26 protein-coding genes are annotated in these 24,943 nt (G+C 64.6%); 20 read left to right on the top strand and 6 right to left on the bottom strand.

What is annotated here, in order from left to right:
• Positions 1 to 60: 60 nt before the first annotated feature.
• From QM712_RS05385 to QM712_RS05375, 3 genes are all read left to right on the top strand, one after another.
• The gene (locus QM712_RS05385; RefSeq protein ID WP_415022007.1) at positions 61 to 396 is read left to right on the top strand and encodes a hypothetical protein; all 336 of its coding nucleotides are present in this window, start codon (positions 61 to 63) and stop codon (positions 394 to 396) included.
• The gene (locus QM712_RS05380; RefSeq protein ID WP_415022006.1) at positions 393 to 707 is read left to right on the top strand and encodes a hypothetical protein; all 315 of its coding nucleotides are present in this window, start codon (positions 393 to 395) and stop codon (positions 705 to 707) included. The genes QM712_RS05385 and QM712_RS05380 overlap by 4 nt, the downstream gene beginning before the upstream one ends.
• A 427-nt stretch (positions 708 to 1,134) precedes the next feature.
• The gene (locus tag QM712_RS05375; RefSeq protein ID WP_415022005.1) at positions 1,135 to 1,488 is read left to right on the top strand and encodes a hypothetical protein; all 354 of its coding nucleotides are present in this window, start codon (positions 1,135 to 1,137) and stop codon (positions 1,486 to 1,488) included.
• A 56-nt stretch (positions 1,489 to 1,544) separates the two neighbouring features.
• Here QM712_RS05375 and QM712_RS05370 read toward each other — a convergent pair whose 3' ends face one another.
• A complete protein-coding gene (locus tag QM712_RS05370; RefSeq protein WP_415022004.1) occupies positions 1,545 to 2,156 on the bottom strand; it encodes a glutathione S-transferase family protein in 612 nt (203 codons plus the stop codon).
• Between the two features lie 367 nt (positions 2,157 to 2,523).
• On the opposite strand from QM712_RS05370, the gene QM712_RS05365 reads away from it, so the two are divergent.
• From QM712_RS05365 to QM712_RS05325, 9 genes are all read left to right on the top strand, one after another.
• Positions 2,524 to 3,786, top strand: coding sequence for an ABC transporter substrate-binding protein (locus QM712_RS05365; protein WP_415022003.1), 1,263 nt, complete (start codon positions 2,524 to 2,526; stop codon positions 3,784 to 3,786).
• Positions 3,787 to 3,822: 36 nt separating this feature from the next.
• A complete protein-coding gene (locus tag QM712_RS05360; RefSeq protein ID WP_415022002.1) occupies positions 3,823 to 4,707 on the top strand; it encodes a branched-chain amino acid ABC transporter permease in 885 nt (294 codons plus the stop codon).
• Positions 4,707 to 5,687 (top strand): branched-chain amino acid ABC transporter permease, encoded by a 981-nt coding sequence (locus tag QM712_RS05355; RefSeq protein WP_415022001.1) that lies wholly within the window; start codon positions 4,707 to 4,709, stop codon positions 5,685 to 5,687. The genes QM712_RS05360 and QM712_RS05355 overlap by 1 nt, the downstream gene beginning before the upstream one ends.
• Positions 5,675 to 6,406, top strand: a complete 732-nt coding sequence (locus tag QM712_RS05350; RefSeq protein ID WP_415022000.1) for an ABC transporter ATP-binding protein — start codon at positions 5,675 to 5,677, stop codon at positions 6,404 to 6,406. The genes QM712_RS05355 and QM712_RS05350 overlap by 13 nt, the downstream gene beginning before the upstream one ends.
• 2 nt (positions 6,407 to 6,408) lie before the next feature.
• Complete coding sequence (locus QM712_RS05345; RefSeq protein WP_415021999.1) at positions 6,409 to 7,113, top strand: ABC transporter ATP-binding protein; 705 nt, start codon at positions 6,409 to 6,411, stop codon at positions 7,111 to 7,113.
• Positions 7,094 to 7,768: a TetR/AcrR family transcriptional regulator gene (locus tag QM712_RS05340; RefSeq protein ID WP_415021998.1), complete on the top strand. Its 675-nt coding sequence runs from the start codon at positions 7,094 to 7,096 to the stop codon at positions 7,766 to 7,768. The genes QM712_RS05345 and QM712_RS05340 overlap by 20 nt, the downstream gene beginning before the upstream one ends.
• A gap of 111 nt (positions 7,769 to 7,879) precedes the next feature.
• Positions 7,880 to 8,398, top strand: coding sequence for a cupin domain-containing protein (locus tag QM712_RS05335; RefSeq protein WP_415021997.1), 519 nt, complete (start codon positions 7,880 to 7,882; stop codon positions 8,396 to 8,398).
• Positions 8,398 to 9,549, top strand: coding sequence for an FAD-dependent oxidoreductase (locus QM712_RS05330; RefSeq protein WP_415021996.1), 1,152 nt, complete (start codon positions 8,398 to 8,400; stop codon positions 9,547 to 9,549). The genes QM712_RS05335 and QM712_RS05330 overlap by 1 nt, the downstream gene beginning before the upstream one ends.
• 28 nt (positions 9,550 to 9,577) lie before the next feature.
• A complete protein-coding gene (locus tag QM712_RS05325; RefSeq protein ID WP_415021995.1) occupies positions 9,578 to 9,856 on the top strand; it encodes a hypothetical protein in 279 nt (92 codons plus the stop codon).
• An 87-nt stretch (positions 9,857 to 9,943) separates the two neighbouring features.
• Here QM712_RS05325 and QM712_RS05320 read toward each other — a convergent pair whose 3' ends face one another.
• Positions 9,944 to 10,204, bottom strand: a complete 261-nt coding sequence (locus QM712_RS05320; protein ID WP_415021994.1) for a hypothetical protein — start codon at positions 10,202 to 10,204, stop codon at positions 9,944 to 9,946.
• Between the two features lie 234 nt (positions 10,205 to 10,438).
• On the opposite strand from QM712_RS05320, the gene QM712_RS05315 reads away from it, so the two are divergent.
• The 8 genes from QM712_RS05315 (at position 10,439) to QM712_RS05280 (ending at position 21,821) form a co-directional block, all read left to right on the top strand.
• Positions 10,439 to 11,725: an efflux RND transporter periplasmic adaptor subunit gene (locus tag QM712_RS05315; protein WP_415021993.1), complete on the top strand. Its 1,287-nt coding sequence runs from the start codon at positions 10,439 to 10,441 to the stop codon at positions 11,723 to 11,725.
• Positions 11,722 to 14,829, top strand: a complete 3,108-nt coding sequence (locus QM712_RS05310) for an MdtB/MuxB family multidrug efflux RND transporter permease subunit (protein ID WP_415021992.1) — start codon at positions 11,722 to 11,724, stop codon at positions 14,827 to 14,829. Before QM712_RS05315 ends, QM712_RS05310 begins: the two co-directional genes overlap by 4 nt.
• A gap of 3 nt (positions 14,830 to 14,832) precedes the next feature.
• Positions 14,833 to 18,111: an efflux RND transporter permease subunit gene (locus QM712_RS05305; protein ID WP_415021991.1), complete on the top strand. Its 3,279-nt coding sequence runs from the start codon at positions 14,833 to 14,835 to the stop codon at positions 18,109 to 18,111.
• 33 nt (positions 18,112 to 18,144) lie between these two features.
• Positions 18,145 to 19,596, top strand: a complete 1,452-nt coding sequence (locus QM712_RS05300; RefSeq protein ID WP_415021990.1) for an efflux transporter outer membrane subunit — start codon at positions 18,145 to 18,147, stop codon at positions 19,594 to 19,596.
• The gene (locus QM712_RS05295; RefSeq protein ID WP_415021989.1) at positions 19,593 to 20,102 is read left to right on the top strand and encodes a hypothetical protein; all 510 of its coding nucleotides are present in this window, start codon (positions 19,593 to 19,595) and stop codon (positions 20,100 to 20,102) included. The genes QM712_RS05300 and QM712_RS05295 overlap by 4 nt, the downstream gene beginning before the upstream one ends.
• Before the next feature lie 65 nt (positions 20,103 to 20,167).
• On the top strand, positions 20,168 to 20,728 hold the full coding sequence (locus tag QM712_RS05290; protein ID WP_415021988.1) for a sugar O-acetyltransferase: 561 nt from the start codon (positions 20,168 to 20,170) through the stop codon (positions 20,726 to 20,728).
• A 191-nt stretch (positions 20,729 to 20,919) separates the two neighbouring features.
• The gene (locus tag QM712_RS05285) at positions 20,920 to 21,348 is read left to right on the top strand and encodes a YeeE/YedE family protein (protein ID WP_415021987.1); all 429 of its coding nucleotides are present in this window, start codon (positions 20,920 to 20,922) and stop codon (positions 21,346 to 21,348) included.
• 5 nt (positions 21,349 to 21,353) lie between these two features.
• Positions 21,354 to 21,821 carry a DUF6691 family protein gene (locus tag QM712_RS05280; protein ID WP_415021986.1) on the top strand — a complete coding sequence of 156 codons (468 nt, stop codon included), beginning with the start codon at positions 21,354 to 21,356 and terminating at the stop codon, positions 21,819 to 21,821.
• A gap of 108 nt (positions 21,822 to 21,929) precedes the next feature.
• On the opposite strand, the gene QM712_RS05275 is transcribed toward QM712_RS05280, so the two are convergent.
• From QM712_RS05275 to QM712_RS05260, 4 genes are all read right to left on the bottom strand, one after another.
• Positions 21,930 to 22,592 carry a TetR/AcrR family transcriptional regulator gene (locus QM712_RS05275; protein ID WP_415021985.1) on the bottom strand — a complete coding sequence of 221 codons (663 nt, stop codon included), beginning with the start codon at positions 22,590 to 22,592 and terminating at the stop codon, positions 21,930 to 21,932.
• Between the two features lie 16 nt (positions 22,593 to 22,608).
• Positions 22,609 to 23,229: a cysteine hydrolase family protein gene (locus QM712_RS05270; protein WP_415021984.1), complete on the bottom strand. Its 621-nt coding sequence runs from the start codon at positions 23,227 to 23,229 to the stop codon at positions 22,609 to 22,611.
• Positions 23,226 to 23,750, bottom strand: a complete 525-nt coding sequence (locus QM712_RS05265) for a 3-hydroxyanthranilate 3,4-dioxygenase (RefSeq protein WP_415021983.1) — start codon at positions 23,748 to 23,750, stop codon at positions 23,226 to 23,228. The genes QM712_RS05270 and QM712_RS05265 overlap by 4 nt, the downstream gene beginning before the upstream one ends.
• 84 nt (positions 23,751 to 23,834) lie before the next feature.
• On the bottom strand, positions 23,835 to 24,794 hold the full coding sequence (locus QM712_RS05260; protein WP_415021982.1) for a LysR substrate-binding domain-containing protein: 960 nt from the start codon (positions 24,792 to 24,794) through the stop codon (positions 23,835 to 23,837).
• Between the last annotated feature and the right edge of the window lie 149 nt (positions 24,795 to 24,943).

Raw genomic sequence — 24,943 nt, 5'->3', positions numbered from 1 at the left:
CATCGCTCTTAGAATGGTAACATCAGCCGGCCTGAAAGTCATCACGAACGGGAGCTTTCCATGCGGTATTTCGGGATATCCGTGCTTCTCCTGGGACTGCTCATTGCAGCGGCCGGCGGCGCTAAGGCCACAACGCGCGACCGCTGCCGCGCGGATGTGATCGAGGTCAGGGAGCTTCCCTATGCCCCGATCGGATCGTGGCTTCTCAAGGCAACGGCGCTGCTGACCTACCCCGACCACACGAGAGCGAAGATCACCCTCGTCGGGCAAAAACCGTGGCAGTTGACGATCCGGCGCGGCGACAGGTTCTGGCTCGATTGCGCCCGGCTGTCCGATCCGTACATCGCGACGCTCGACGGCCTGCGAATTGTCGCGACTTCGGGAGTTCAGCAATGACCGGTCTGTTGTTCGGCCTCACTCAACTTGCACTCATCGCGGCACAGTCCGCACCGCTCGCGCATCGCGGCACCGATCCGGCCATCGAGCGGGTCCGGATGGTGTGCGACCAATTCTGCGACTGCTGGCAGACGCGATACCGGATCCAGCCGCCGTTGCCTGCGGGCCGCGAAGACCTGGCTTGCCCGTCCCCGCGACCGGATCGCGATCGACACGCCTATTACTACAACGGACACTACCGCACCGGTCCTGCAACGGGCATTGGATTCGAAAGCAAAAGTCCGGTCCGCGAGTTCGGCTTTCCATTCTGACGCGAACTTCTTGCCTCGAGGCTGTTTCGGAAACCCGCCATCGGCGCACCGCGTCGAGGTGCGGCCCTTGTCGTGCCCGCGCATGGATTCGACCTGCGACAGAACACCGCAATGCCCGTCAGTCTCAAGTCAGCATCGCGATCTAGCCTGCAAAAACAGAAGCAAAAAGAGTGTGCTGGGCTCCTGAAACCGCCGACCTGATGATCTCGCCCCGGGACTAGGTCGGCGGTTCACGGCCGCGATACTGCGCACTTGCGAAGGCGCACATCCCGACGCGCGATCACACCAACGGGATTTCCACCGTCAAATCTGGTCGTATCGTCCCGGGGCATGCTACTCTTGGATGTTCATCGAGGAGTCCTGCGCCGGCTGGTCGCGCGGCGCCCGCGACAGCAGCCTCAGGCGCATCCGGCAAGGAGAATGTCGCATGTCCAGCCGCGGCCTGTGGGTACTCGTATTGCTTCTGTGTGGCGTCGGATCGGTTGCGCGCGCAGGCTCGCTGAACAAGGCCGATCCCTGGGATCCGAGGCACATCGATGGATTGCCGCCCGAGATCCAGCAATACATCACGGGCCTCTGCAAGGGGCCGCCAAAGGCACAGCGTGATTTCGCGACCTTCAATCCGCACGAACGCCGCTGGCGGATCAACATCGAATATCTTCACTGCGATGGGCTCGCCGGCACTTACCGCCAAGGCGGCAAGTGCCTCGACATCGATTTCATCGAGACCGGATCGCACTACCGGCCCGCCAGAAAGACCTTTGCCGATTGCGGTTTCTGACGACGCGTTGGCGGCGGATCCAGCATTGAATCCGCCGGCTTCGCCGCGCCCGGCGATCACGTCGGCGGGGCCGATATCCTGACCGACGGCCGATCCATCATTGCGCGGTTGAACGCTTCGAGTTGCGGGAATGCCTCGCGCCATCCGCAGTGCTGGAAGCGGTAGTCCGCATAACCGAGCACGCAAACCAGTCCGATCGCGACCACATCGAACGGCCGCGACGCCAGGTCCGGCTGGCGCGCGAAATGCGCAAGCCCGGACCAGGCCCTGTTCCAGTGATCGTCGTGCCAGGCGTCCCAATGCGTCCCCTGAGGGCGCGCGAACTTCTCGTAGCGACAGAGCAGCATGGAATCGAGCATGCCCTGCAGCATCGAATGCTCGCTCTTGATCCTCCAGCGCTCCGGCCCACCGGCGGGGATCAACTTTCCACCTCCGGAAAGCTCGTCGAGATATTCGACGATGACGTAGGAATCGAGAATCACCTCGCCGTTGTCGAGGATCAGGACCGGCAATTTCTTCAGCGGCGTGAGACGGGAATACGCCTCGTTGGCCTGGCCGGGCACCACCGCAGCCGGCACGAACTCGATCGCGTCGATGAGACCCAGCTCGATCGCGGCGATACGAACCTTCCGCGCAAAGGGTGAGGCTGGAGAGAAGGTCAGTTTCATATGGATATCCGGAGTTGTGCGTCCCGACCGTCCAGGAGGACGGCTTCCGGCGGCGCGTCGATTTGCCACCAATAATTAGACAGATTGGCTTTACACGTCTAATTTATAGAACTATCTTTCATCATGACCTAACAACTGGATGAATTTTCGTTGATAGCCCAGGAAAAAGCAGCAACCTGACCTTTCAGGTTCTCGCTCACGCGAGGCTCCCGGCTGGAGGCAATGACGAGCGCGCTGGAGATCGGCGCGAGAGCCATGTCGCGCGCATGCGCTCCTCTTCGCTTTCACGCCTGGCCCCTGCAGCCAACGACAATTCGAAAGGTTTTCGTCGACTGGTTCATCGTTCGCGTCTCACAGGGGGTAAGGCATGTCTCGATCCAACTATCGTCTTCCGCGCCGCAAGGTTCTCGCACTGCTCGCCGCAGCACCGATCGCGGTGTCGTCCAGATCGGCATTCGCGCAGGAGCCGATCAAGATCGGCGGCATCTTCCCTCTGACCGGCGGCAATTCCGTATTCGGCAACCAGAATTTCCAGGGCGTCGAAACCGCCATCGACCTGATCAACGATCGTGGCGGCGTCAAAGGCCGCAAGATCCAGCTTTTCAAGGGTGACGGAAACAGCCCGCAGGCCGCCATCAGCGAGACCAACCGCCTCGCCTCCCGGGAAGGCGTCCGCATATTCGTCGGAAGCTCGACCAGCGCCGTCGGCATGGTCGCGAGCCAGGAAGCCGAGCGCAACGGCGCATTCTACTGGGAGGGCATGGCCGTCGCGAACAACTACACCGAACGCGACTTCAAGAGCGTCTTCCGCATGGGCCTGAGTGCCTCCGGTCTCGGACAGCCCGCGCCGCTCTATACCGCCGAAGTGCTCGCACCGATGCTGAAGGCCGATCCGAAGACCCTCAAGGTCGCTGTGGTTGCCGAGGATTCGGCGTTCGGGGTCGACGTGTCGAAGGCCGCGATCGACCAGGCCGAGAAGCTTGGAATGAAGATCGGCCTGCGCGAACTGTATTCGGCGAAGACCACCGATCTCTCGCCGCTGGTGCTGAAGCTCCGCTCGTTCAATCCGGACGTGATCATCGCCACGCAATTCATCAACGACGCGATTCTGCTCCAGCGCCAGATGAAGGAGATCAACTACAGCCCGCGTGCCTTCGTCGGCACCAGCGCCGGCCACTCCACGCTGTCGCTCGCGGAGGCGATCGGGAACGACGTCAACGGCATCTTCTCCTCGTCGTTTCCGCTCGAAGCCAACGTGAACTCGCTCTCGGCCGCCACGCGCACGGATCGCGATGAATTCGTGAAGCGCTACGAGGCCAGGTACAAGGTGACGCCGGCGGTCCAGGAATCGCTCGGCTTCGTCGTGGGCATGGCGCTCGCGCGGGACATCCTCGGCAACGCCGCGTCCGACAGTGCCGCGGATCTCCGGGATGCCTCGTTGAAGGCCGACGTACCGCTCGGATCCTACATCAACGGCTGGGGACTGAAGTTCGACGACAAGGGCCAGAACCAGCGCGCCTTCGGCAGCGTCGTTCAATGGCAGGACCAGAAGATGATCTCCGTCTATCCCGAAGCCAACAAGCTGCGCGATCCGATCATGGTGCCGCTGCCCGCCTGGAATACGCGCTAGCACCCGATCGACACGAGCAATCGAAGAACTTTCAGCATGGACATCTACATCCAGCTCGCGCTGTCCGGCCTATTCATAGGCGGCGTGTACGCGTTGATCAGCGTCGGCCTGACGCTGGTCTTCGGCGTCCTTCGCGTCGTGAACTTCGCCCATGGCGAATATCTGACGATCGCGATGTACCTCACCTATTTCATGTTTCAGCGCGGCGGCATCGACCCCTTCGTGGCGAGCGTCGCCGTGGTGCCGCTGATGTTCATCCTGGGCCTGGTGACCGAACGTCTCCTGATCCGCCCGACGCTCGAGGCCCCGCATGTGGTCCAGGTGTTCGTGACCTTCGCCCTCTCCCTGTTCCTGCAGAACCTGATGCTCTCGATGTTCACCTCGGACTTCCGCTCGATCAGGACATCCTACAGCACGTCGGCGTTCCAGATCGGACCGCTCTACGTGTCCTGGCTGCGCGTCGCCGTGTTCGTCGTTGCGCTTGCCTTGGCCGGCGGCGTCGCCGCGTTCCTCAAATACACATATACGGGGAACGCCATCCGGGCGACGGCGCAGGATCGACGCTCGGCCCGCCTGGTCGGCATCAACGTCGATCGCATCTACGCAGTGACCTTCGCGCTGGGCTGCGCGCTGGTCGGCGCGGCGGGCATCCTGCTCTCACCGTTGTTCGCGGTGAATCCCTACACCGGCGCCGACATGATCCTGATTTCCTTCGTCATCGTCGTCCTCGGCGGCATGGGAAGCATCGCCGGTGCGGTCATCGCCGGCCTGCTGATCGGCATGGTGGAATCGTTCACGGGATATTTCGCCGGCGGTGAACTGAAGCAACTCGTCTATTTCGTGCTCTTCATGATCGTCCTCGCGGTGCGACCCAACGGCATCTTCGGCCGCAAGGGCGCGGAAGTGATGGATGTGACGTGATGAAACCCTCCAATCCGAAGTCCGCCCATCTGATCCTGCCCGTTGCCGGCTTCGCAATTCTCGCGATCCTGCCTTTCGTGTTCTCCGATGCGTTCTTCGTCTCGGCCGTCACGCTGGCGTTCCTGGGCGCGGCCGCGTCGCTCGCCTGGAACCTGAGCGGCGGCTATGCCGGGCAACTGTCGCTGGGACACGCCGCGTTCTACGGCATCGGCGCCTATGTCTCGACGATCCTGTTTCTCAAGGCCGGAATCAGCCCGCTCATCGGCGTGTGGCTCGGCGCCGTCGTCAGCGCAGCTCTTGCCGTGCTGCTCGGCGCCGTCACCATGCGGTTGAAGGGCTCGTTCTTCGTGATGTCGACGCTCGCCTTCGGCGCCGTCGTGCATATCAGTACCGTCAACCTGCGCGATATCACCGGAGGATCCTCGGGCCTTGCCATTCCGCTGCGTCCGAGCCCGGAGAATCTCATCTTCGCCAGCAAGCTCGTCTACACCTACCTCGCCCTCGGACTCGTCGCCGTCTTCTACATTCTCACGCGCGCCATGGCCGCCAGCAAGGTCGGCTACGCCCTGGTCGCGTTCCGGGAGAACCACGACGCGGCGCGCGCGCTCGGCATCCGCACCTTGCCGCTGAGAATAGGCGTCTTCGCGCTTTCCGCCGGCCTCGTCAGCATCTGCGGAACCCTGCATGCGCAATACTATCTCTACATCGATCCCGACAGCGTGATGGGTTTGAACCTGTCGCTCAATTTCGCATTGATGGCGATCCTGGGCGGGCTCGGCACGGCCTACGGTCCGATCCTCGGTGCGCTGCTGGTGTCCGTCGTCTCCGTGGCCATGCAGGTCTATCTCGGCGACCAGATCTCCGGTCTCACCCAGCTCGCCTATGCGGTCATCGTCATCATCGTGCTGATGCTTGCTCCGACCGGTCTCGGACCTTCGGCATATGCATTCCTGAAGCGGAGGGCGGCATGGCGGTCCTGACGGCAACGGGTCTCACCAAGCGTTTCGGCGGCCTGACGGCGGTGAAGAACGTCAGCTTCACCGCGCGCCCCGGCGAAATCCTCTCGATCATCGGACCGAACGGCGCGGGCAAGACCACCGTCTTCAACCTGCTGACCGGATTCATCAGGCCGGACAGCGGCTCGGTCCATCTCGATGAGCACGACTTCGCCGGCGCATCACCGGAAAGCCGCTGCCGCGCCGGCCTCGCCCGCACGTTCCAGATCGTGCAGCCGTTTCGCGGCCTGAGCGTGCTCGACAACGTCGTCATGGGCGCCATGCTCCGCGCCCGCTCCATACCCATGGCGCGCGAAATCGCAAGACAGGTGCTGGACGACCTCGACATGTCCGCCCTGTGCGACGTGCCGGCCGGACAATTGCCGATCGGCGACCGCAAGCGGCTGGAGATGGCGAAGGTCCTCGCCACCTCGCCCCGCGCTTTGTTGCTGGACGAGGTGATGGGCGGACTGATCCCGGTCGAGGTCAAGCGAATGATCGGCTTCATCCAACGTCTCCGGGAGCGAGGGCTGGCCGTCGTCGTGATCGAGCATCACATGAGCGCGGTGATGCAGCTCTCCGACCACATCCTCGTCCTGCAGAACGGCGAGCCGATCGCGACCGGAGCTCCTGCCGAGGTCACGCGCGATCCGATCGTGCTGTCGGCCTATCTCGGCACCAATTTCGCGGCGACGGGGGGCTAGCGATGCTACGTGTACGTGATCTCGGCGTTCGCTTCGGAGACGTGCTGGCCGTCGAGCAGCTCTCGTTCGACGTGGGCGCGAACCAGATCGTCGGCCTCGTCGGCAGCAACGGCGCAGGCAAGACCACGACGCTGTCGGCCATCTCCGCGCTGGTGAGGAATCGCAGCGGCAGCATCGAACTCGACGGCAAGGACATCACGCGGCTGGCGCCGCACCAGATCGTCGAGCACGGCCTGATCCACGTGCCGGAAGGACGCCGGCTGTTTCCGTTCATGAGCGTGTTGGAGAATCTGGAGATAGGAGCGTATGGAAAGGCCGCGCGCGGCAGACGCAAGCAGCAGCTCGAATTCATCTTCGACCTGCTGCCGCGGCTGGCGGAGCGGCGCGAGCAATTGGCCGGAACCCTCTCGGGGGGCGAGCAGCAGATGTGCGCCATCGGGCGCGGACTGATGTCGTGCCCGCGCCTGTTGATGCTGGACGAGCCCACGCTCGGCCTGGCGCCGATGCTCGTCGAGGAGGTCTTCAGGCTGGTGAAGGCGATCCGCGAGCAAGGTGTTCCCATCCTGATCGTGGAACAACAGGTCGTACACGTGCTGGAGACGGCCGATTATGCCTATGTGCTGGAAAGCGGACGGGGCGCCATGCATGGACTGGGCGCCACCCTCCTGCAAGATGATGGATTGAGACGTGCCTATCTCGGAATCTGACCAGAAACGCGACCCGGCCGCGGTCAAGGAACGGCGCCGCACCAAGCGGATCGAGCGCCGTCGCGCCGAAATTCTCGATGCCGCCAAGCAGATCTTCCTCGCGGGAGATTATGCATCGGTCACGATCGACGACATCGCCGATGCCGCCGGCATCTCGCGCGCGACCATCTACCTGTACTTCAAGAGCAAGCAGGAGATGTACACGGAGCTTCTGTTCCGCGACCTCGACGCGATGATCACGATGCTCACGGGTTCGCTGGACCGGAACGACACCGTCCGCAACAACCTCTTCCGCATGGCGACGTCGTATATGAACTTCTTCCGGATCCATCCGGAATATTTCACGACATTGTCGTTCTTCTTCATGCCCGGCCGCACGGAAACGCTGCCGCCGGACGCCGCCGCAAAGATCAGCGCACGGCTCAACGACGGAATCCTGTCCATCGAGGAGGCGATCAAGCTCGGCATTTCCCGCGGAGAGGCGCGTCCGATCGACGCCCGCGCGGCAACGCTCTCGCTGTGGGGACAGTGGATGGGCAACGCCTATCTCGCCGTCGCCGGGCGCACGGCGTTCTACGAGCGCACGATCGAGCAGGTTTACGCCGATGGCATCGACATCTTCCTCGACGGCCTCACCATGCGCGACCGTGGCTGAAGCACGCGATGCGGAGATCGTCGAGCCGCATGCGGCACCAGAACTGAATTTGAATCGGGTGAATCGTGCCTCCGCCGGGCGAGGCGCGAACACTGTTGGAGGATCGGCTCAATGAACATCGAAACCCATGTGCTGAAGGGGAACGGGCGCATCCCGAATTCCCGCCTGCCGGTCCTGATATATCGGCAGGTCTTCGACATGCCGCCGCCCGAGATGGAGGACCTGTTCCGTGACAACGAGTGGCCGACGGACTGGCACAGCTCGTTCGGCATGTATCCGCGCCACCACTTCCACAGCGACACCCACGAACTGATCGCGGTGACAAGAGGCACGCTGGTCGGACGCTTCGGCGGCCCAGAAGGCGTGAGCGTCACGATGACGAAGGGCGACTTCGTGGTGATCCCCGCGGGCGTCGGGCATTTCGGCGAGTCCATCACCGCGGACCTGCGGCTGACCGGCGCGTTCCCGATCGGCCACGCCATCCACGATTTCAGGCTGGGCTATGTCGAGGAATACGCCCGCATGGTCGATCGTTCGCAGCGGGTTGCCATTCCCGCCCTCGATCCGCTGCAGGGCGCCGCGGGTCCGCTGCCGCAGATCTGGCACGATGCGCTGGGAGGACGGCACTGATGCCCGCCGCGGAGATTGTCGGCGGCGGGATCGCGGGTCTCGTCGCCAGTATCCAGCTCGCACGTCACGGATGGTCGGTGCGGCTGCACGAGCGCAGCGATGAATTGCGCGCGGGCGGCAACGGGCTTCCCATCTTCGAGAACGGGCTGCGGATCCTCTCGGCCCTGGGTCTCGACGAGGCGATACGGACGCGCGGACATCAGCTCAACAAGTGGATCATCCGCCTGAGCTCGGGCCAGACCACGAAGGAATACGAGCCGTTCGCCGCAACCGGCGGCCGCATCGTGATGTTCCAGCGGCAGGCCCTCGTCGATCCGCTGGCGGAGGCCGCGGTGAAGGCCGGCGTAAGGATCGAGCTCGGCGCCAAGGTCGTTCGCGCCGAGCGCGAAGGCGTGCTCCACCTCGAAGGCGGGCGACGGATCGACGCCGACCTCGTCGTCGGCGCCGACGGCATCAACTCCATCGTCAGGCGATCGGTCGCGGGAACGCTGCCGCTCGGCAAGCACCGCAAGGGCGCGATCCGCCTCTTGATCCCCATCCACGACGGCGACTTTCCCGACGGGAACGATCGCGTGGCGGCGGAATACAACGACGAGGGCGGACGGCGCATCGGGCTCCTGCCGTGCTCGTCGCGCACCATGTACATGATCCTGGTCGCGCTGCTCTCCGATTCCGAAGCGCTGAAGATGCCGATCGATCCTGACGTCTGGAAGGCGACCTTCCCGACGCTCGGGCGTTTCATCGACCGGGTCGGCACGGCCGGTCACTACGACGAGTACCATTCGATCTTTCCGCCGACCTGGCATTTCGGCAAATGCGCGCTGATCGGCGACGCCGCGCACGGCATGACGCCGGCGCTCGGACAGGGCGCGAATTCGGCGATGATGACGGCCTATTCGCTCGGCGCCTCCGACCTCACCACCGGCTCGCTGTCGGATGCGCTGACGGCCTGGGAGGACAAGATCCGGCCCCTCGTCCACTTCACGCAGAAGTTCGCCGAAGGGATCACCGAAGGCCGGCTCGATCCCAAGAACGACATCTTCTTCAGCGACCCGGCGCTCCGCCCCCTGCTCAGCGCCGACATTCCGAACATGCGGTTCGACATGCCCGATTTCGCGGCGCTGAACCCATCGTTCTCCAATGCCGTCTAACGACGCCCAAACCGAAGGAAGCGCGACGATGTTCCAGAAGCCGCCGGCCCCCGAGCAATACGATACCCTGGCAGACACATCCGGCTATGCACGGCCGACCGACGATTTCGGCGAGGCGGTCGCCGGGGATCCGCTCGAGAATTTGCAGAAGCTGCGTCAGATGCTGGTCGACAAGCGCCGCTACCTCGCCCAGGACGCGATGACCTATCCCGTCGTGTTCCTCGGCCGCGCCCAGGACATCGCCGACATCCAGAACCTGCTCAACTCGCTCGATCAGGCGATCGCGCAGGAGCAGGCTTCGCGATGAGCGCGCCGGCGCTCTGACGTCGTCATGCCGCCCCGCGCCACGCGGGGCTGATGCGGCCGGTTCAGCATGCCGGACCGGCGCCCCATGTCAGCCGTCGACATCGCAGGGTTCGGGCGACAGATCGACGCTCGGCGCGAGCTGGTCGATCACGGCGAGAGCAGCCCGGCATGCTTCGGCCCTGCCGTATTGATCGGGCAGCACGATCGTCACGTCCCAGTTTCGTCCCAGGCTGATGTTCTCGATCTCGTAAACGCTGATTTCGAGAGACGTATCGGCGTGAAGCAGATGCGCGAGCTTTCCGAGAACGACGTCCGTCAGCTCCTCGATCGCAATCAACCGCTTCGGCATCGCAAACACATCCGTCCGCCCGGCTGCCAGCCTAACCGATCCCATCGGCGGCGGGATCACATTCGAGCGAACGGCGCCGAGGCCGAACCGCGGACACAAACAGAAATTCATGTCCGATTATTAATGGGGTTTTGCGCTGCAAACGTCCGATAATGCGTTCCCGGAAATGCTAAGGAAGCTAGGAGCCGTCGTCCGTGTTCCGGGATCGGTTCCGTGCCTTCTCGCGAGAAGCCTATGGATCAAAAGGTCGGGACGACCAGCGAAAGACCCGCGACGACGCCCGCGCCGCCTGCCACGCGCGGTTCGGGCCTGCGGACCTCGCTGGTCGCTGTTCTGTCCCTCCTCGTGGTCGCCGCGATCGTCTGGTGGACCAAGCATGAAAGCGCGCCGCAGCAGGGCAATGGCCGGGCCGGCGGAGCACCGGTCTCCGTGGTCCTCGGGACCGTCGGGAAAGGCGACATCGGAATCAATCTCAGCGCGCTCGGCTCCGTAACGTCGCTCGGCACCGTCACCATCAAGAGCCAGATCAGCGGATACCTCAATCGCATCGTCTTCAAGGAAGGCGACGAAGTGAAGAAGGGCGATCTCATCGCCGAGATCGACTCCCGGCCCTACGAAGCGACGCTCGCGCAGGCCAAGGGGCAGCTTGCCCGCGACGAGGCCCTGCTGAAGGGCGCGCAGGTCGACCTGACGCGTTACCAGAATCTCGCGGCGCAGAACGCAGTGCCGCACCAGCAACTCGATACGCAGGTCGCGCTCGTGGCGCAGGACCAGGGAACGGTCGAAGCCGACAAGGCGGCCGTGCAATCGGCCGAGGTGAACCTGCAATATTGCCACATCGTATCGCCGCTCGACGGACGCGTCGGCCTGCGCCAGGTCGACCAGGGCAACTACGTGACGCCGGGCGACGCCAGCGGCATCGTCGTCATCACGCAACTGCAGCCGATCAGCGTGCTCTTCACGCTGCCCGAGGACAATCTGCAGGCGGTCGCCAAGCGGCTGCACGACGGCGCAACGCTTCCGGTGACGGCCTACGATCGCAGCGGCACGACCAAGCTGGCCGAGGGCACGCTCGGCACCTTCGACAGCCAGATCGACCAGACCACAGGGACGATCAAGCTGCGCGCGCAATTCCCGAACGAGGCGCGGACGCTCTATCCGAACCAGTTCGTCAACGTGAAGCTGCTTCTGGACACGCACAAGGGCGTGACGACCATCCCGACGGCAGGCGTCCAGCGCGGCGTCCCCGGGACGTTCGTCTATCTCGCGAACGACGACGGCACCGTATCGGTGCGCAAGGTCCAGCTCGGCATCACCGACGGCGACCGCGTCGAGGTGCAGTCCGGCCTCGACCCGAACCAGAAGATCGTCATCGACGGCGCCGACAAGCTGCGTGAGGGCGCGAAGATCGTGGCGCGTCCCGCGACAGGCACCGACGCTGGCGCGAGCGCGGCCAAGGGGACGACCGATCCAAGCAAGGCGGGCGGTCAGAAGCACCGCTCGGACGGCGCGCAGAAATGAACCCGTCCCGGCCATTCATCCTGCGGCCGGTCGCGACGACCCTGCTCATGACCGCGATCATGCTGTCGGGACTTCTGGCCTTCAGGTTCCTGCCGGTGGCCGCCCTGCCCGAGGTCGACTATCCCACCATCCAGGTCCAGACGTTCTATCCCGGCGCCAGTCCCGACGTGATGACGTCCTCGGTGACCGCACCCTTGGAGGTGCAGTTCGGGCAGATGCCGAACCTGAACCAGATGAGTTCGGTCAGCTCCGCCGGCGCATCCGTGATCACGCTGCAGTTCGGCCTCAGCATCTCCCTCGACGTCGCCGAGCAGGAAGTGCAGGCCGCGATCAACGCCGCCGGGAACCTGTTGCCCTCCGATCTGCCGGCGCCGCCGATCTACGCCAAGGTCAATCCGGCCGACGCGCCGATCCTGACATTCGGCCTGACCTCGAAGACCATGCCGCTGACCCAGGTCGAGGATTTCGTCGACACCCGGCTTGCGCAGAAGATCTCCCAGCTTCCCGGCGTCGGTCTCGTCAGCATCAGCGGCGGACAGCGGCCCGCGGTCCGCATCCGCGCGGACAACCGCAAGCTGGCGGCCTACGGCCTCAACATCGACGACCTCCGGACCACGCTCGGCAACGCCAACGTCAACACGCCCAAGGGCAATTTCGACGGCGCGATGCGGTCGTACACGATCAACGCCAACGACCAGATCCGCAACGCCAACGACTACAAATCCCTGATCGTCGCCTACAAGAACGGCGCTGCGGTCCGCCTCAGCGACGTCGGCGACGTCATCGACGGCGCGCAGAACGACAAGCTCGGCGCCTGGATGAACGAGACGCCGGCCATCATCCTGAACGTCCAGCGTCAGCCCGGCGCCAACGTCATCTCGGTGGTCGAAGGGATCAAGTCGCTGCTGCCACAGTTGCAGGCGACATTGCCGTCGGCGATCGACCTGAACATCCTGACGGATCGCACCGTGACCATTCGCGCCTCGGTCAGCGACGTCGAATACGAGCTGTCGCTCGCCGTCATCCTGGTCGTACTGGTCATCTTCGTGTTCCTGCGCAGCCCCCGTGCCACGCTGATTCCAAGCCTCTCCGTGCCGCTGTCGCTGGTCGGCACGCTCGGGGCCATGTACCTGTTCGGCTTCAGCCTGAACAACCTCTCCTTGATGGCCCTGACCATCGCGACGGGCTTCGTGGTCGACGACGCGATCGTCGTCATCGAGAACATCTCCCGCTACATCGAAGAGGGCGAGCCTCCGCTCGAGGCCGCGCTGAGGGGATCCGAGCAGATCGGCTTCACCATCATCTCGCTGACGGTCTCGCTCATCGCCGTGCTGATCCCGCTGCTGTTCATGGGCGACGTCGTCGGCCGCCTGTTCCGCGAATTCGCGATCACGCTGGCGGTCACGATCCTGATCTCGGCCGTGGTATCGCTGACACTCGTGCCGATGGCCTGCGCCAAGTTGCTCAAATCCGACAGCATGGCCCGCGAGAACAGGTTCCAGCGCTGGAGCCGCGTGGGTTTCGACCGCATCATCGCGGTCTATGGCCGGATGCTCGACTGGGTGCTGGACCGCCAGACACTGGTGTTGCTGGTGGCGGTCGCCACGTTCGGGCTCACTGCCCTGCTCTACGTCGTCATTCCCAAGGGCTTCTTTCCGCTGCAGGACACCGGCGTGATCCAGGCGATATCCGAGGCGCCTCAATCGGTCTCCTATGCCGCCATGGCCGAACGCCAGCAGCAGCTGGCGAGCATTATTCTCAGGGATCCCGACGTCGAGAGCCTATCCTCCTTCATCGGCGTCGACGGCACCAACACCACGCTCAACAGCGGCCGGATCCTGATCAATCTCAAGCCGCACGAGGAGCGCAAGTCCGATGTCACGACGGTCATGCAGCGGATCAAGGCGGCAACCGCACCTCTCGCCGGCGTATCGCTCTACATGCAGCCGGTGCAGGATCTCACGATCGAAGGCACCGTCAGCCGGACCCAGTACCAGTTCATTCTCCAGGACGCCGACCCGGTCCAGCTCGCGGAATGGACGCCGAAGCTGGTCGACGAATTGCACAAGCTGCCGGAGTTCAGCGACGTCACGACGGACATCTCCGCGCAGGGGCTGGCGGTCTTCGTCGATGTCGACCGCGACCAGGCCGCGCGTTTCGGCATCACGCCCGCGACGATCGACAATGCACTCTACGACTCCTACGGCCAGCGGATCGTCTCGACCATCTTCACGAACTCGAACCAGTACCGCGTGATCCTCGAGGCCGATCCGGCGCTGCAGAATTCCCTGCAATCCCTCTCCTCGATCTACCTTCCCTCCTCCGTCGGCGGCGCCCCCGTACCCCTCTCGGTGACGGCCAAGATGCGCGAGCAGACGGCGCCGCTCCAGGTGTCGCATCTCGGCCAGTTCCCGTCCGCCACGGTCTCGTTCAACCTCGCACCGGGCGCCGCGCTCGGTGACGCGGTCGAGGCCATCAGGCAGGCCCAGATCCGCATCGGCCAGCCGCTCGGCGTCATCACCAATTTCCAGGGCGCGGCGCTGGCCTTCCAGTCGTCGCTCTCCAATCAGCTGTTCCTGATCCTGGCGGCGATCGTCACGGTCTACATCGTGCTGGGCGTGCTCTATGAGAGCTTCATCCACCCGATCACCATTCTCTCGACGCTTCCGTCGGCCGGCATCGGCGCGCTGCTCGCGCTCATGCTCGCGGGTCAGGACCTGACCATCGTCGCCATCATCGGCATCATCCTGCTGATCGGGATCGTGAAGAAGAATGCGATCATGATGATCGACTTCGCACTCGACGCCGAGCGCAACGAGGGAAAATCGCCGCGCGAGGCGATCTACCAGGCGTGTCTGCTGCGCTTCCGTCCGATCCTGATGACGACAATGGCCGCGGTGCTCGGCGCCCTGCCCCTGATGGTGGGCACCGGCGCCGGCTCGGAGCTGCGGCATCCGCTCGGCATCTCCATCGTCGGCGGCCTCCTGGTGAGCCAGCTCCTGACGCTGTTCACGACGCCCGTGATCTATCTCTGGTTCGATCGGCTGTCGCTCCGCTTCGCCGGCCGGCCGGTCAATGCTCAGCCATCGAGCCGTTCGGGTTGAGCCATGGATCCGTCGACCACCTTCATCCGCCGGCCGGTCGCCACCACGCTCCTGACCTTCGGGCTTGCCGCGGCGGGCGCGGTCGCCTTCTTCAAGCTCCCGGTGTCGCCGCTGCCGCAGGTCGATTTCCCGACCATTTCGGTGCAGGCGACCCTGCCGGGCGCGAGCCCCCAGGACGTGGCGACCACGGTGGCGAGCCCGCTCGAACGGCATCTCGGCCAGATCGCCGACGTGACCGAGATGACCTCGTCCAGCACGGTCGGAACCACCCGCATCACGCTCCAGTTCGGCCTCTCGCGCGACATCGACGGCGCGGCGCGGGATGTGCAGGCGGCGATCAACGCGGCACGCGCGGACCTTCCGACCAGCCTGCGCAGCAACCCGACCTACCGCAAGGTCAACCCGGCCGACGCGCCGATCCTGATCCTGACGCTGACCTCCGACACCCTGACGCGAGGCGATCTCTACGACGCCGCCTCCACCGTGCTCGCGCAGAAGCTCTCGCAGGTCGCGGGCATCGGCGAAGTCGTGGTCGGGGGAAGCTCGCTCCCGGCCGTGCGGGTCGACCTCAACCCGCAGGCGCTGTTCAAATACGGCATCGGGCTCGAGGACATTCGCGCGGCCCTCTCCAATGCCAATGCCCACAGCCCGAAGGGCGGCATCGACGTCGGCGACCAGCGCTACCAGATCTACGCCAACGACCAGGCCAACAAGGCGGACGACTACAAGCCGCTGGTCGTCGCTTACCGCAACGGCGCGGCGGTGCGCCTGACCGACATCGGCGACATCTCCGATTCCGTCGAGAACCTCCGCAACGCGGGTCTTGCCAACGGAAAGCCCGCCGTCCTCATCATTCTCTACCGGCAGCCCGGCGCCAACATCATCAGCACCGTCGATCTCGTCAAGGAACTGATCCCGACGCTGCAGGCTTCCGTATCCCCGGCGATCGACATCGGGCTCGCGGTGGACCGGTCGACGACCATCCGCACGTCGCTGCACGACGTCGAGCGAACGCTGGTGCTCGCAGTGTTCCTCGTGATCATCGTCGTCTTCGCCTTCCTGAGGAACCTGCGTGCGACTTTCATCCCGGTGGTCGCCGTCTCGGTCTCGCTGGTGGCGACTTTCGGCGCGATGTACCTGATGGGCTACAGCCTCGACAATCTCTCCATGATGGCGCTGACGGTCGCGACCGGCTTCGTCGTCGACGACGCGATCGTGGTGCTCGAAAACATCACGCGTTACATCGAGGAGGGGATGACACCGCTCGCGGCCGCCCTCAAGGGCGCGAACGAGGTCGGGTTCACCGTGCTCTCGATGAGCGTCTCGCTGATCGCGGTCTTCATCCCGATCCTGCTGATGGGCGGCATCGTCGGCCGGCTGTTCCGCGAATTCGCCATGACGATCTCGATATCGATCCTGATCTCGCTCGCGGTTTCGCTGGCGACGACGCCGATGATGTGCGCCGTGCTGCTGCGCGGCAATCCCGACCGTGAGCGTGGCCGCCTCTATTGGGCCAGCGAACGGCTGTTCGAGTCCATGCTGGATTTCTACCGGCGCACCCTCACCACGGCCCTGCAGCATCCGGCCTCCGTCATGCTCGTCCTCGCCGTGGTCATCGGCCTCAATTTCTATCTGTACGGCGTGATCCCGAAGGGCTTTTTCCCGCAGCAGGACACCGGGCGGCTGGTCGGCTCGATCCAGGCGGACCAGAGCATCTCGTTCCAGCTCATGCAGCAGAAACTCACGCAGTTCGTCAGCATCATCAAGCGCGACCCCGCGGTCGAGACCGCCGTCGGGTTCACCGGCGGCGGCCAGACCAATTCCGGCTTCGTCTTCGTCTCGCTCTATCCCCTCGCCCAGCGCAAGATCGGCGCAGACGGCGTCATCGCGCGGCTCCGTCGCGAAATGTCCGTCATTCCCGGCGCCACGCTGTTCCTGCAGGCCGTGCAAGACATTCGCGTCGGCGGCAGGGCTTCAAACGCGCAGTACCAATACACGCTGCAGGGTTCCACGCTGGAGGAGCTCAACGAATGGACGCCGAAGATCCTGGCCGCCCTGCAACGCGATCCCAATCTCGCCGACGTCAATAGCGATCAGCAGAACAAAGGGCTCGAGACCGACCTCGTGATCGACCGCGACGCCGCGGCGCGGCTCGGCATCACCGTCAGCCAGATCGACAACACGCTCTATGACGCATTCGGGCAGCGGCAGGTCTCGACCATCTACGTCGCGCGCAACCAGTATCACGTGATCATGGAGGTCGCCCCGCAATACTGGCAGAACCCCGAGACATTGAAGGATGTCTTCATCAGCACGTCCGGCGCCTCGGTCGGCGGCTCGCAGGCGACCAACGCCGTCGCCGGGACGGTGGTCGCGACGAGCACGTCCACCGCGGCCAGCACGGCCAACACGCAGGCCGCCCGCAACCTCGCGACCAATTCGATCGGATCGACCGGACAGGCCTCCGCCTCGACCGGCTCAGCCGTCGCCACCAGCAGCGAGACGATGATTCCACTCTCGGCGGTGGCACATTTCGCACAGGGCGCCACACCCCTCGCCGTCAACCATCAAGGCCTGCTGGTGGCCAACACGATCTCGTTCAATCTGCCGCCCAATGTGTCGCTCAGCACCGTGGTCAGCACGATCGACGCCACCATGAACCGCATCGGCGTGCCGGCCACGATCCGCGGCACGTTCCAGGGCAACGCGAAGGTGTTCCAGGACTCGCTCGCGAGCCAGCCTTATCTGATCCTCGCGGCCCTGGTCACGATCTACATCGTCCTGGGCGTTCTCTACGAGAGTTACATCCATCCCTTGACGATCCTGTCGACCTTGCCGTCGGCGGGCGTGGGAGCCCTGCTCGCGCTGATCGCCTTCAAGACCGAGTTCAGCATCATGGCGCTGATCGGCATCATCCTGTTGATCGGCATCGTCAAGAAGAACGCGATCATGATGATCGACTTCGCCCTCGATGCCGAGCGCAGGCGAAATCTCGAACCGCTCGAGGCGATCCGCGAAGCCTGCCTTCTGCGCTTTCGTCCGATCATGATGACCACGATGGCCGCGATGCTGGGCGCGGTGCCGCTCGCCATCGGCGCCGGCGACGGCGGCGAGCTGCGACAACCGCTTGGGATTGCCATCGTCGGGGGCTTGATCCTCAGCCAGGTTCTGACACTCTACTCCACGCCAGTGATTTATCTCTATCTCGGCCGGTTCAGCTCGTGGGTGCGGCGTGGACGGCGGCCACGGAGATCCGACGCCTCTCTTCAGCCGAGTGAATAGATGCCGGGGCTTGCCTTCATGGGGAATCGTAGAATGCCCAAGTGCTTGCGGTCAGCCGCGGCAATCCTCGTCGCGGGTGCGGGCATGGCGCTGTCCGGCTGCAGCATCACCGGCTCCGAGCATCCTGAACTGGGCCTCACCATTCCGGCAAGCTATCGGGCCGCCGCGAAGGGCAATGTCGATGCCGCGGTTCCGGTCGTAGCCTGGTGGCGCGGCTTCCGCTCGGAGGAACTCACGACGCTGATGGAGTCGGCGCAGCTCTACAATCTCGACATCGCAGCCGCGATCGCCCAGATCGTGCAGGCGGACGCACAGGTCGGCGTCTCCGGCGCGGCCCTGCTGCCGAGCATTTCCGGCACGGCGAGCGCCGAGCGCGAGCATCTGGGATCTCAGAGCGCGAGCAGCAGCGGCGTCTCCACCGGGGCCGGAGGAACGACCTTCTCGCAATACACCGTCGGGCTGACCGCGAGCTACATGCTCGACTTCTGGGGCAAGAACCGCGCGACGCTTCAGGCGGCCGAAGAGAGCGCCTCGGTCTCCCGCTATAATCGCGATGTGGTGACGCTGACCACCGTCGTCACGGTCGCCAACACCTATTTCCAGATCCTCGCGGCGCAGGACCAGATCCGCGTCACGCGACGCGATCTCGCCGCCGCCGAACGCATCCTTACCTTGATCAGAGACCAGTTCAAGGGCGGGACGGCTTCGCAGCTCGATCTGTCGCAACAGGAAGCACTGGTCGCGACGCAGCGCGCGGCCATACCGCCGCTGGAGGTGACGCTCGGACAGAACACGGCGGCGCTCGCGCTCCTGGTGGCGAAGGCGCCGGCGGATTTCCGCGTGCGTGGCGGCAGCACGACGCAGATCGTCGTGCCCCGGGTGACGCCCGGCCTGCCGTCCGAATTGCTCTATCAGCGACCGGATGTTCGCCAGGCCGAGGCGCAACTCGCCTCCTCCAACTTCAGCGTGGAAGCGGCGCGCGCGGCGTTCTTTCCGCAGATCCAGTTGACGGGAACGACGGGCTTCCAGAGCGTCGCGCTCGCCTCCCTGTTCGGGCCCGGCGCCTGGTACTACACGCTCGCGGCCGGACTGACGCAGCCGATCTTCGACGGGTTCCTGCTGGAGAGCCAGCTGAAGCTCGCCAAGGGCCTTCAGCTTCAATATCTCCAGGCCTATCGCAAGGCGGTCTTGTCCGCTTTCGCCGATGTCGAGAAGGCGCTGATCGCACTGCAGAAGTACACCCTGCAGGAACGGCTGCAGGTCGACGTCGTCACCAGTTCGCGCAAGGCCTTCGAAGTCGCCGAAACGCAGCTTCGCGGCGGCACCGTCAACCTCATTACCGTCCTGCAGACCCAGCAGACTCTGTTCACCGCAGAGAATACGCTGGTTCAGGTCCGCCTGTTGAAGCTGCAGGCGGCCAGCAGCCTGTTTCAGGCGCTCGGCGGCGGCTGGACACCGGCCGGAACACTGGCGGTGCTGCAATGAGAGTTCGCAAGCCGGCGACGGCTTATCGCCCGCCCGTGCGTCTGGTATTCGCGCTCATGGCTGTCCTCGCCATTGCCCCGGCAGGATCGCGGGCACAATCGACCAACCCCGACAATCTGCCGCTGACCTTCGGCATGAGCGCGGACGCGGCCGCGCACGCGCTCGGCGTTCCCCTCAACTACGTCAGGGGCCGCCCCGGAAACGAACTCTATCTCGCGCTGTCCAACGTCCGGGAAAGCGTCCTATCGAGCCGCCGCGACGGGCTTTACCTGCAATTCCATCGCGGACGTCTCGAGGGCTGGAAAGGCGACTGGGGAGCAAGCAGTCGAGGTCTCCGTGCCGGATATCCGGCGGCAACCCTCTATGACGGCAGGGGCGACGATTGCGATCTGGCGACGAACGGCTATTTTCCCGGCAACTTCGCCACTAGCGGAACAAGCGCGCAAATCGGAGCCGCGAGACTTCTCTCTCCGGCGCCGCCGTGCCGGTTCGGCCGGAGGCGATGACGGCACGAGGATGTGAAAGGCTGCAGCCGGGGCGCTCTCGGCTGGCGGCCGGGGAAAAGCAGCGGATGGCGGACGCGGACGGCACCAGGATCATCCACAGGCGAACGTCGGAATCGGCAGCCATGACGGCGAACGTCAGGCGCGCGATGGCGATCACCGCCAAGCTCAACCGCCTGACCTACGACGACGCAGCCGAAGTGCGCGCCTTGTTCAGCGAACTCACCGGCCGAGCGGTCGACGACGGCTTCCTGCTGATCCCGCCGTTCTACACCGCCGGCGGCAACGAAATCCGCGTCGGGCGCAACGTCTTCGTCAACCAGAACTGCACCTTCTATGACCTCGGCGGCCTCGACATCGGCGACGACGTGATGATCGGGCCGAACGTGAGCATCATCACGACCGGCCATCCCCTTCAGCCGTCGCAGCGCCGTTCGGTGACGATCGGAAAGCCCATCGTGATCGAGAGAAACGTCTGGATCGCGGCCGGCGCGACCATCATCGGCGGCGTGACCGTCGGCGAGAACTCGGTCGTGGCGGCCGGGGCGGTCGTCACCAAGGACGTTCCCGCGAACACCCTCGCCGGAGGAAACCCCGCGCGCGTCATCCGCGCGATTGCCGACGACTGACGCAAGGATCGCGGCCGATCGGCGGACCTGATGCAGCGAGATCGCCGCGTTCGACGGCCGACCAGCGCCCGATTTCGGGGGCTTGCGCGGTATCCCTGCGGGATACATGGATATGTTCGAGACGACGCAATCATTGGAACAGGCGCATCAATGGCCTACGCTTGCGGACACACGCGATCCGGAGGAACGGAATGACCGTCACGCCTTTCACGCCGATGGCTTCGCTCCTAGGCGGAGCGCTGATCGGGCTCTCGGCCGTGCTGCTGATGTGGGCGACGGGGCGGATCGCCGGCGTCAGCGGCATCGCGGCACGGCTGTTTCCGCCGTACGAGGACCGGGAATTCGCCGGTCGGATCGCCTTCGTGGCCGGCCTGGTCGCAGCGCCCGTGCTGGTGCGGCTCGCCACCGGAAGCCTGCCGGCGCAGACGATCGCGGCGGGTACGCCGTTGCTGATCGTCGCGGGATTGCTCACGGGCTTCGGCGCGGTGTGGGGCAACGGCTGCACGTCCGGCCACGGCGTTTGCGGCCTGTCGCGGCTCTCGGTGCGCTCTCTGGTCGCGACCGCCGTCTTCATGGCGACGGGCGTGGCCACGGTCTTCGTGATGCGGCACTGGAGCTGAGCGCGATGGCTATCCTGATCCAATTCCTGATCGGTCTGGTCTTCGGCCTCGGGCTCATGCTGTCGGGCATGTCGAATCCGGCGAAGGTGCTGAACTTCCTCGACGTCGGCGGCATTGCCGCGGGAACCTGGGATCCGAGCCTCGCTTTCGTGATGGCCGGCGCGGTGGCCGTGACCTTCATCGGCTTCAGGCGTGTCCTGAAGCGCGCGCATCCCTTCTTCGCCGACCGATTCCACGTTCCGACGCGACGCGACATCGATTCGAAGATCATCGTAGGTCCCGCGATCTTCGGCATCGGCTGGGGCCTGGCGGGCTTCTGTCCCGGACCGGCGCTGACCGCGCTCGGATTCGGCTCGGCCGCCGCCTTCATCTTCGTCGCCGCGATGGGTGCCGGCATGCTGCTCGCCCGGTTCGCTGCGCGCCTGCCGTCGGAGGCGCGCGTCCTCCCGCCGGCCGACCCGCTCGAAACCTGAGAGGTCGCGGAGAGGCGGCCGCAGACAGGATTGATCCCGATGCCGCCGGGCAGTCGCTTCTGGCATGCGCGGGCCGCGCGGCGACTGTCCGGACGCGATGAAGGGTCGCTAAGGCCGCAGCGCGTACAGAACGAGCTCGATGACGTGCTCGCGGCGCGCCAGTCTTTCGGGCCGACTGGAAAAATCCTTGCCGAAGAAAGCGGACAACGTCGGCGTGTTGGAGAAGAAGAAGTGGCTGATGCCTGCCAGCGAGATGAAGAGCTGCGCGGGATCGATCCCTTTGCGGAAAATGCCTGCGCGCTGCCCGTCACGGAGAATGCTGGACGTCAGCCTTGCGGGTGACGAGAGCATCAGCTTGAACGCCATGCCGTCGTCGCAGTCGCCGCCGTTCAGGAGCGCGAGGATGCCGACATTCTTCTCGAAATAGTCGAACAAAGCCCCGACCAGTGTCGCGAGCGCCTGCTCCGGAGGCAGCCCCTCGATGTCAGGCCCATGTTCGTGGCAGGCGATCTCGTCGCAGATCTGCGCGACGACCGCGAGATAGAGTCCCTTCTTGTCGCCGAAATATTCGTAGACGAGTTGCTTGTTGACGCCGGCTTGCGCCGCGATCTCGTCCACGCGACCGCCGGCGAGTCCCTTGCCGGAGAATTCGTGGCGCGCGGCAATCAGCAGCTTCCGTCGGGTCGACCCGGCACTGCCTTGATGCGATCCCCGCCTGACGGCGTCCTGAACGCCCTCACCCATCGGACCGGTCACAAGTCGGCGCGGCATGCGGCCTGTCCGGCCGTTATTTCGACGACAGACGCGAGATGAGCTGCTCGCTGGGGATGACCGAGCCGATGTTGGTGCGAACCGTGGCCAGCGTCCCCTCGTGCCCGACCTTGTTGTTGCTGCCGACGCAGTCTTCCAGCACGACGATGTAGTAGCCGTGGAAGAAACCGTCGCGCAGCGTCGAGTCCACGCAGACATTCGTCGCGACGCCGGTGAGGATCAGCGTCTTGATGCCGTGGGCGCGAAGCAGATCGTCGAGCGGCGTGCCCCTGAAGCCGCTGAAGGCGTGCTTGGTGACGATCAGATCGTCCGGTTCGGGCTTCAGCCTGTAGAACTCCGCGCCCCACGTGCCTTCGAGACAGCAGCCTTCCTCGCGCCGCTTGGCGATATGGGGCGCCGAGAGATACTTGAAATCGTAGAGCGACCGGATCCAGACCACGGGAGCGCCGGCCGCCCGCGCGGCCTTCACCACCCGCTCGATCCTGGCGACGACGGCCTCGGCGAAACCGACATCGTAGTTCCGCGCCTTGTTGAGGTAACCGCCCTCTGCGCAGAAATCGTTCTGCAGGTCGACGACCAGCAATGCCGCGTGACGGGGGTCGGTCTGCTCGTCCAGGCTGCCGAGCGTCCGTATCATTTGCGGGTGAGCTGGATCTGCGGCATCACGTGGCCGCATCGCTTGCAGGTGCGGAAGTCCTCGCAACTGTTCAGCCGCTCGTAGGCGCGCGACACGGGATCCGCCTTGTAGTCGTCGACCGTGTAGGTCTCGACGTGAATGAGATTGTCGCAGCTCTCGCAGTACCAGTTGAACTTGTCGATCTCACCGGGGACCCGGGCGCGCTCGATGACGAGCTGGAACGAGTCCGGCGAAAAGCGCGGAGAGTGCGGCACCAACGGCGGCTGGAACAGGCACGATCCCTCCGGGACGACGGCGACCTTCTCCTTGCCGTCGGCCTCGCGATAATGCAGGCGCAGCTCGCCCTTGAGCGAGTACTGAATCTCGTAGCTGGGGTTGACGTGGAATTCGTTGCGATACTCCCGGCCGCGCGCCACGAAGGCCAGCGATTCGTCGTTGAGCCAGAGCTGATGCGTGCGCCGTCCGCTCGCCTTCAGCTCTTCCATGATCTTTTCGAGATCGACGTTCGGCAACTGAAACATGGCGCCTTCCGGTGACTGGTGATGTCCAGGAGAAGGCTCGTACAGAACGGCGCCGGGGGTGTCTTATGCTTTGTCGTGCCGCCGTTATGACGGGACCTGATGGCCGGTCATCTGCACAGGGCGAATTCCAAACTCGTTGGGCCCCGGAGCCGGCGCCTGAAACCGCTTCTTCAGGAAGACGCGGAGCGCGCCGATGAACATCTGGGTGGCCATGGACGGCAGCGCATCATTGCGGAACAGGACGCCCGCCGAGCGGGGCGGACCCGGCACCCTGAAGTCCAGGCAGCGCAGCGTGCCACGCTTGATGTCGCCGGCGATCGACATCGACGGCGAGATCAGGAGATGGTCGGACGTATGCAGGATCTCGCGGAGAAAGGGCAGCGGCGCATCACGCATCTCGACGCGTCCGGACAGTCCCAGCACCGACAGCGCGACATTGACCTCCTTCTCCACCGGCCTGCTCATGTGCGGCATGACGATGCGATAGGCTGCGATATCCTGCGGTGTCGGCTGGGGATTGGCGAGAAGCGGGTGGTCCGTCCTTGCGATGAAGTAGATGGGCTCGAAATAGAGCACCTCGCGCACGAAATCGTCCGGCTCGCTCGGAGGAAACAGCCGGCCGACGATGACGTCGACGAGGCCCTCCGTCAGCATCGGCATCAGCTCTTCCATCGAGCCCTGGATCACCTGCACATGCAATTCCGGTGACTGTGCCCGCATTTCGATCAGCAAATCCGGCACGATCCCGACCGCCGCCGGCATCAAGGCGCCCACGCGAATGATCCGGGTGTCGCCCGCGGAAAAGCGGTCGAGATCCTGGTCGATCCGGCTGATCTGGGACAGGACGCGGCGAACGGAGGCGCATACGACTTCGCCGAACGGCGTCACGGTCATGCCGCGCGAATGCCTCTCGAATATGCGACCGCCGAAAATTTCCTCAACCTCGTGCAGCGTCCGCGTCAGCGCCGGCTGAGTGATGCCGAGCTCCACGGCCGCCTTGAGAACGCTCTTGTGCCGCTCGACCGAGTCGACAGCCCGGAGCATTCGAAGTTTAAGTCTCTGAAGCAACTGTCGCGACATGATTCCAAGCTGACTTGCTATGCCCGGCCCTTATAGCTGACCGCAAGGAAGCGATGCGACAGTGCCGTTTCACTGCGATAGCCTAAGCAAGATATTTCATCCATGCGGCAAAA

It is taken from the genome of Bradyrhizobium sp., from assembly GCF_047605465.1.
Lineage (GTDB): Bacteria > Pseudomonadota > Alphaproteobacteria > Rhizobiales > Xanthobacteraceae > Bradyrhizobium.
This window is presented reverse-complemented; position numbering and strand designations above follow the sequence as displayed.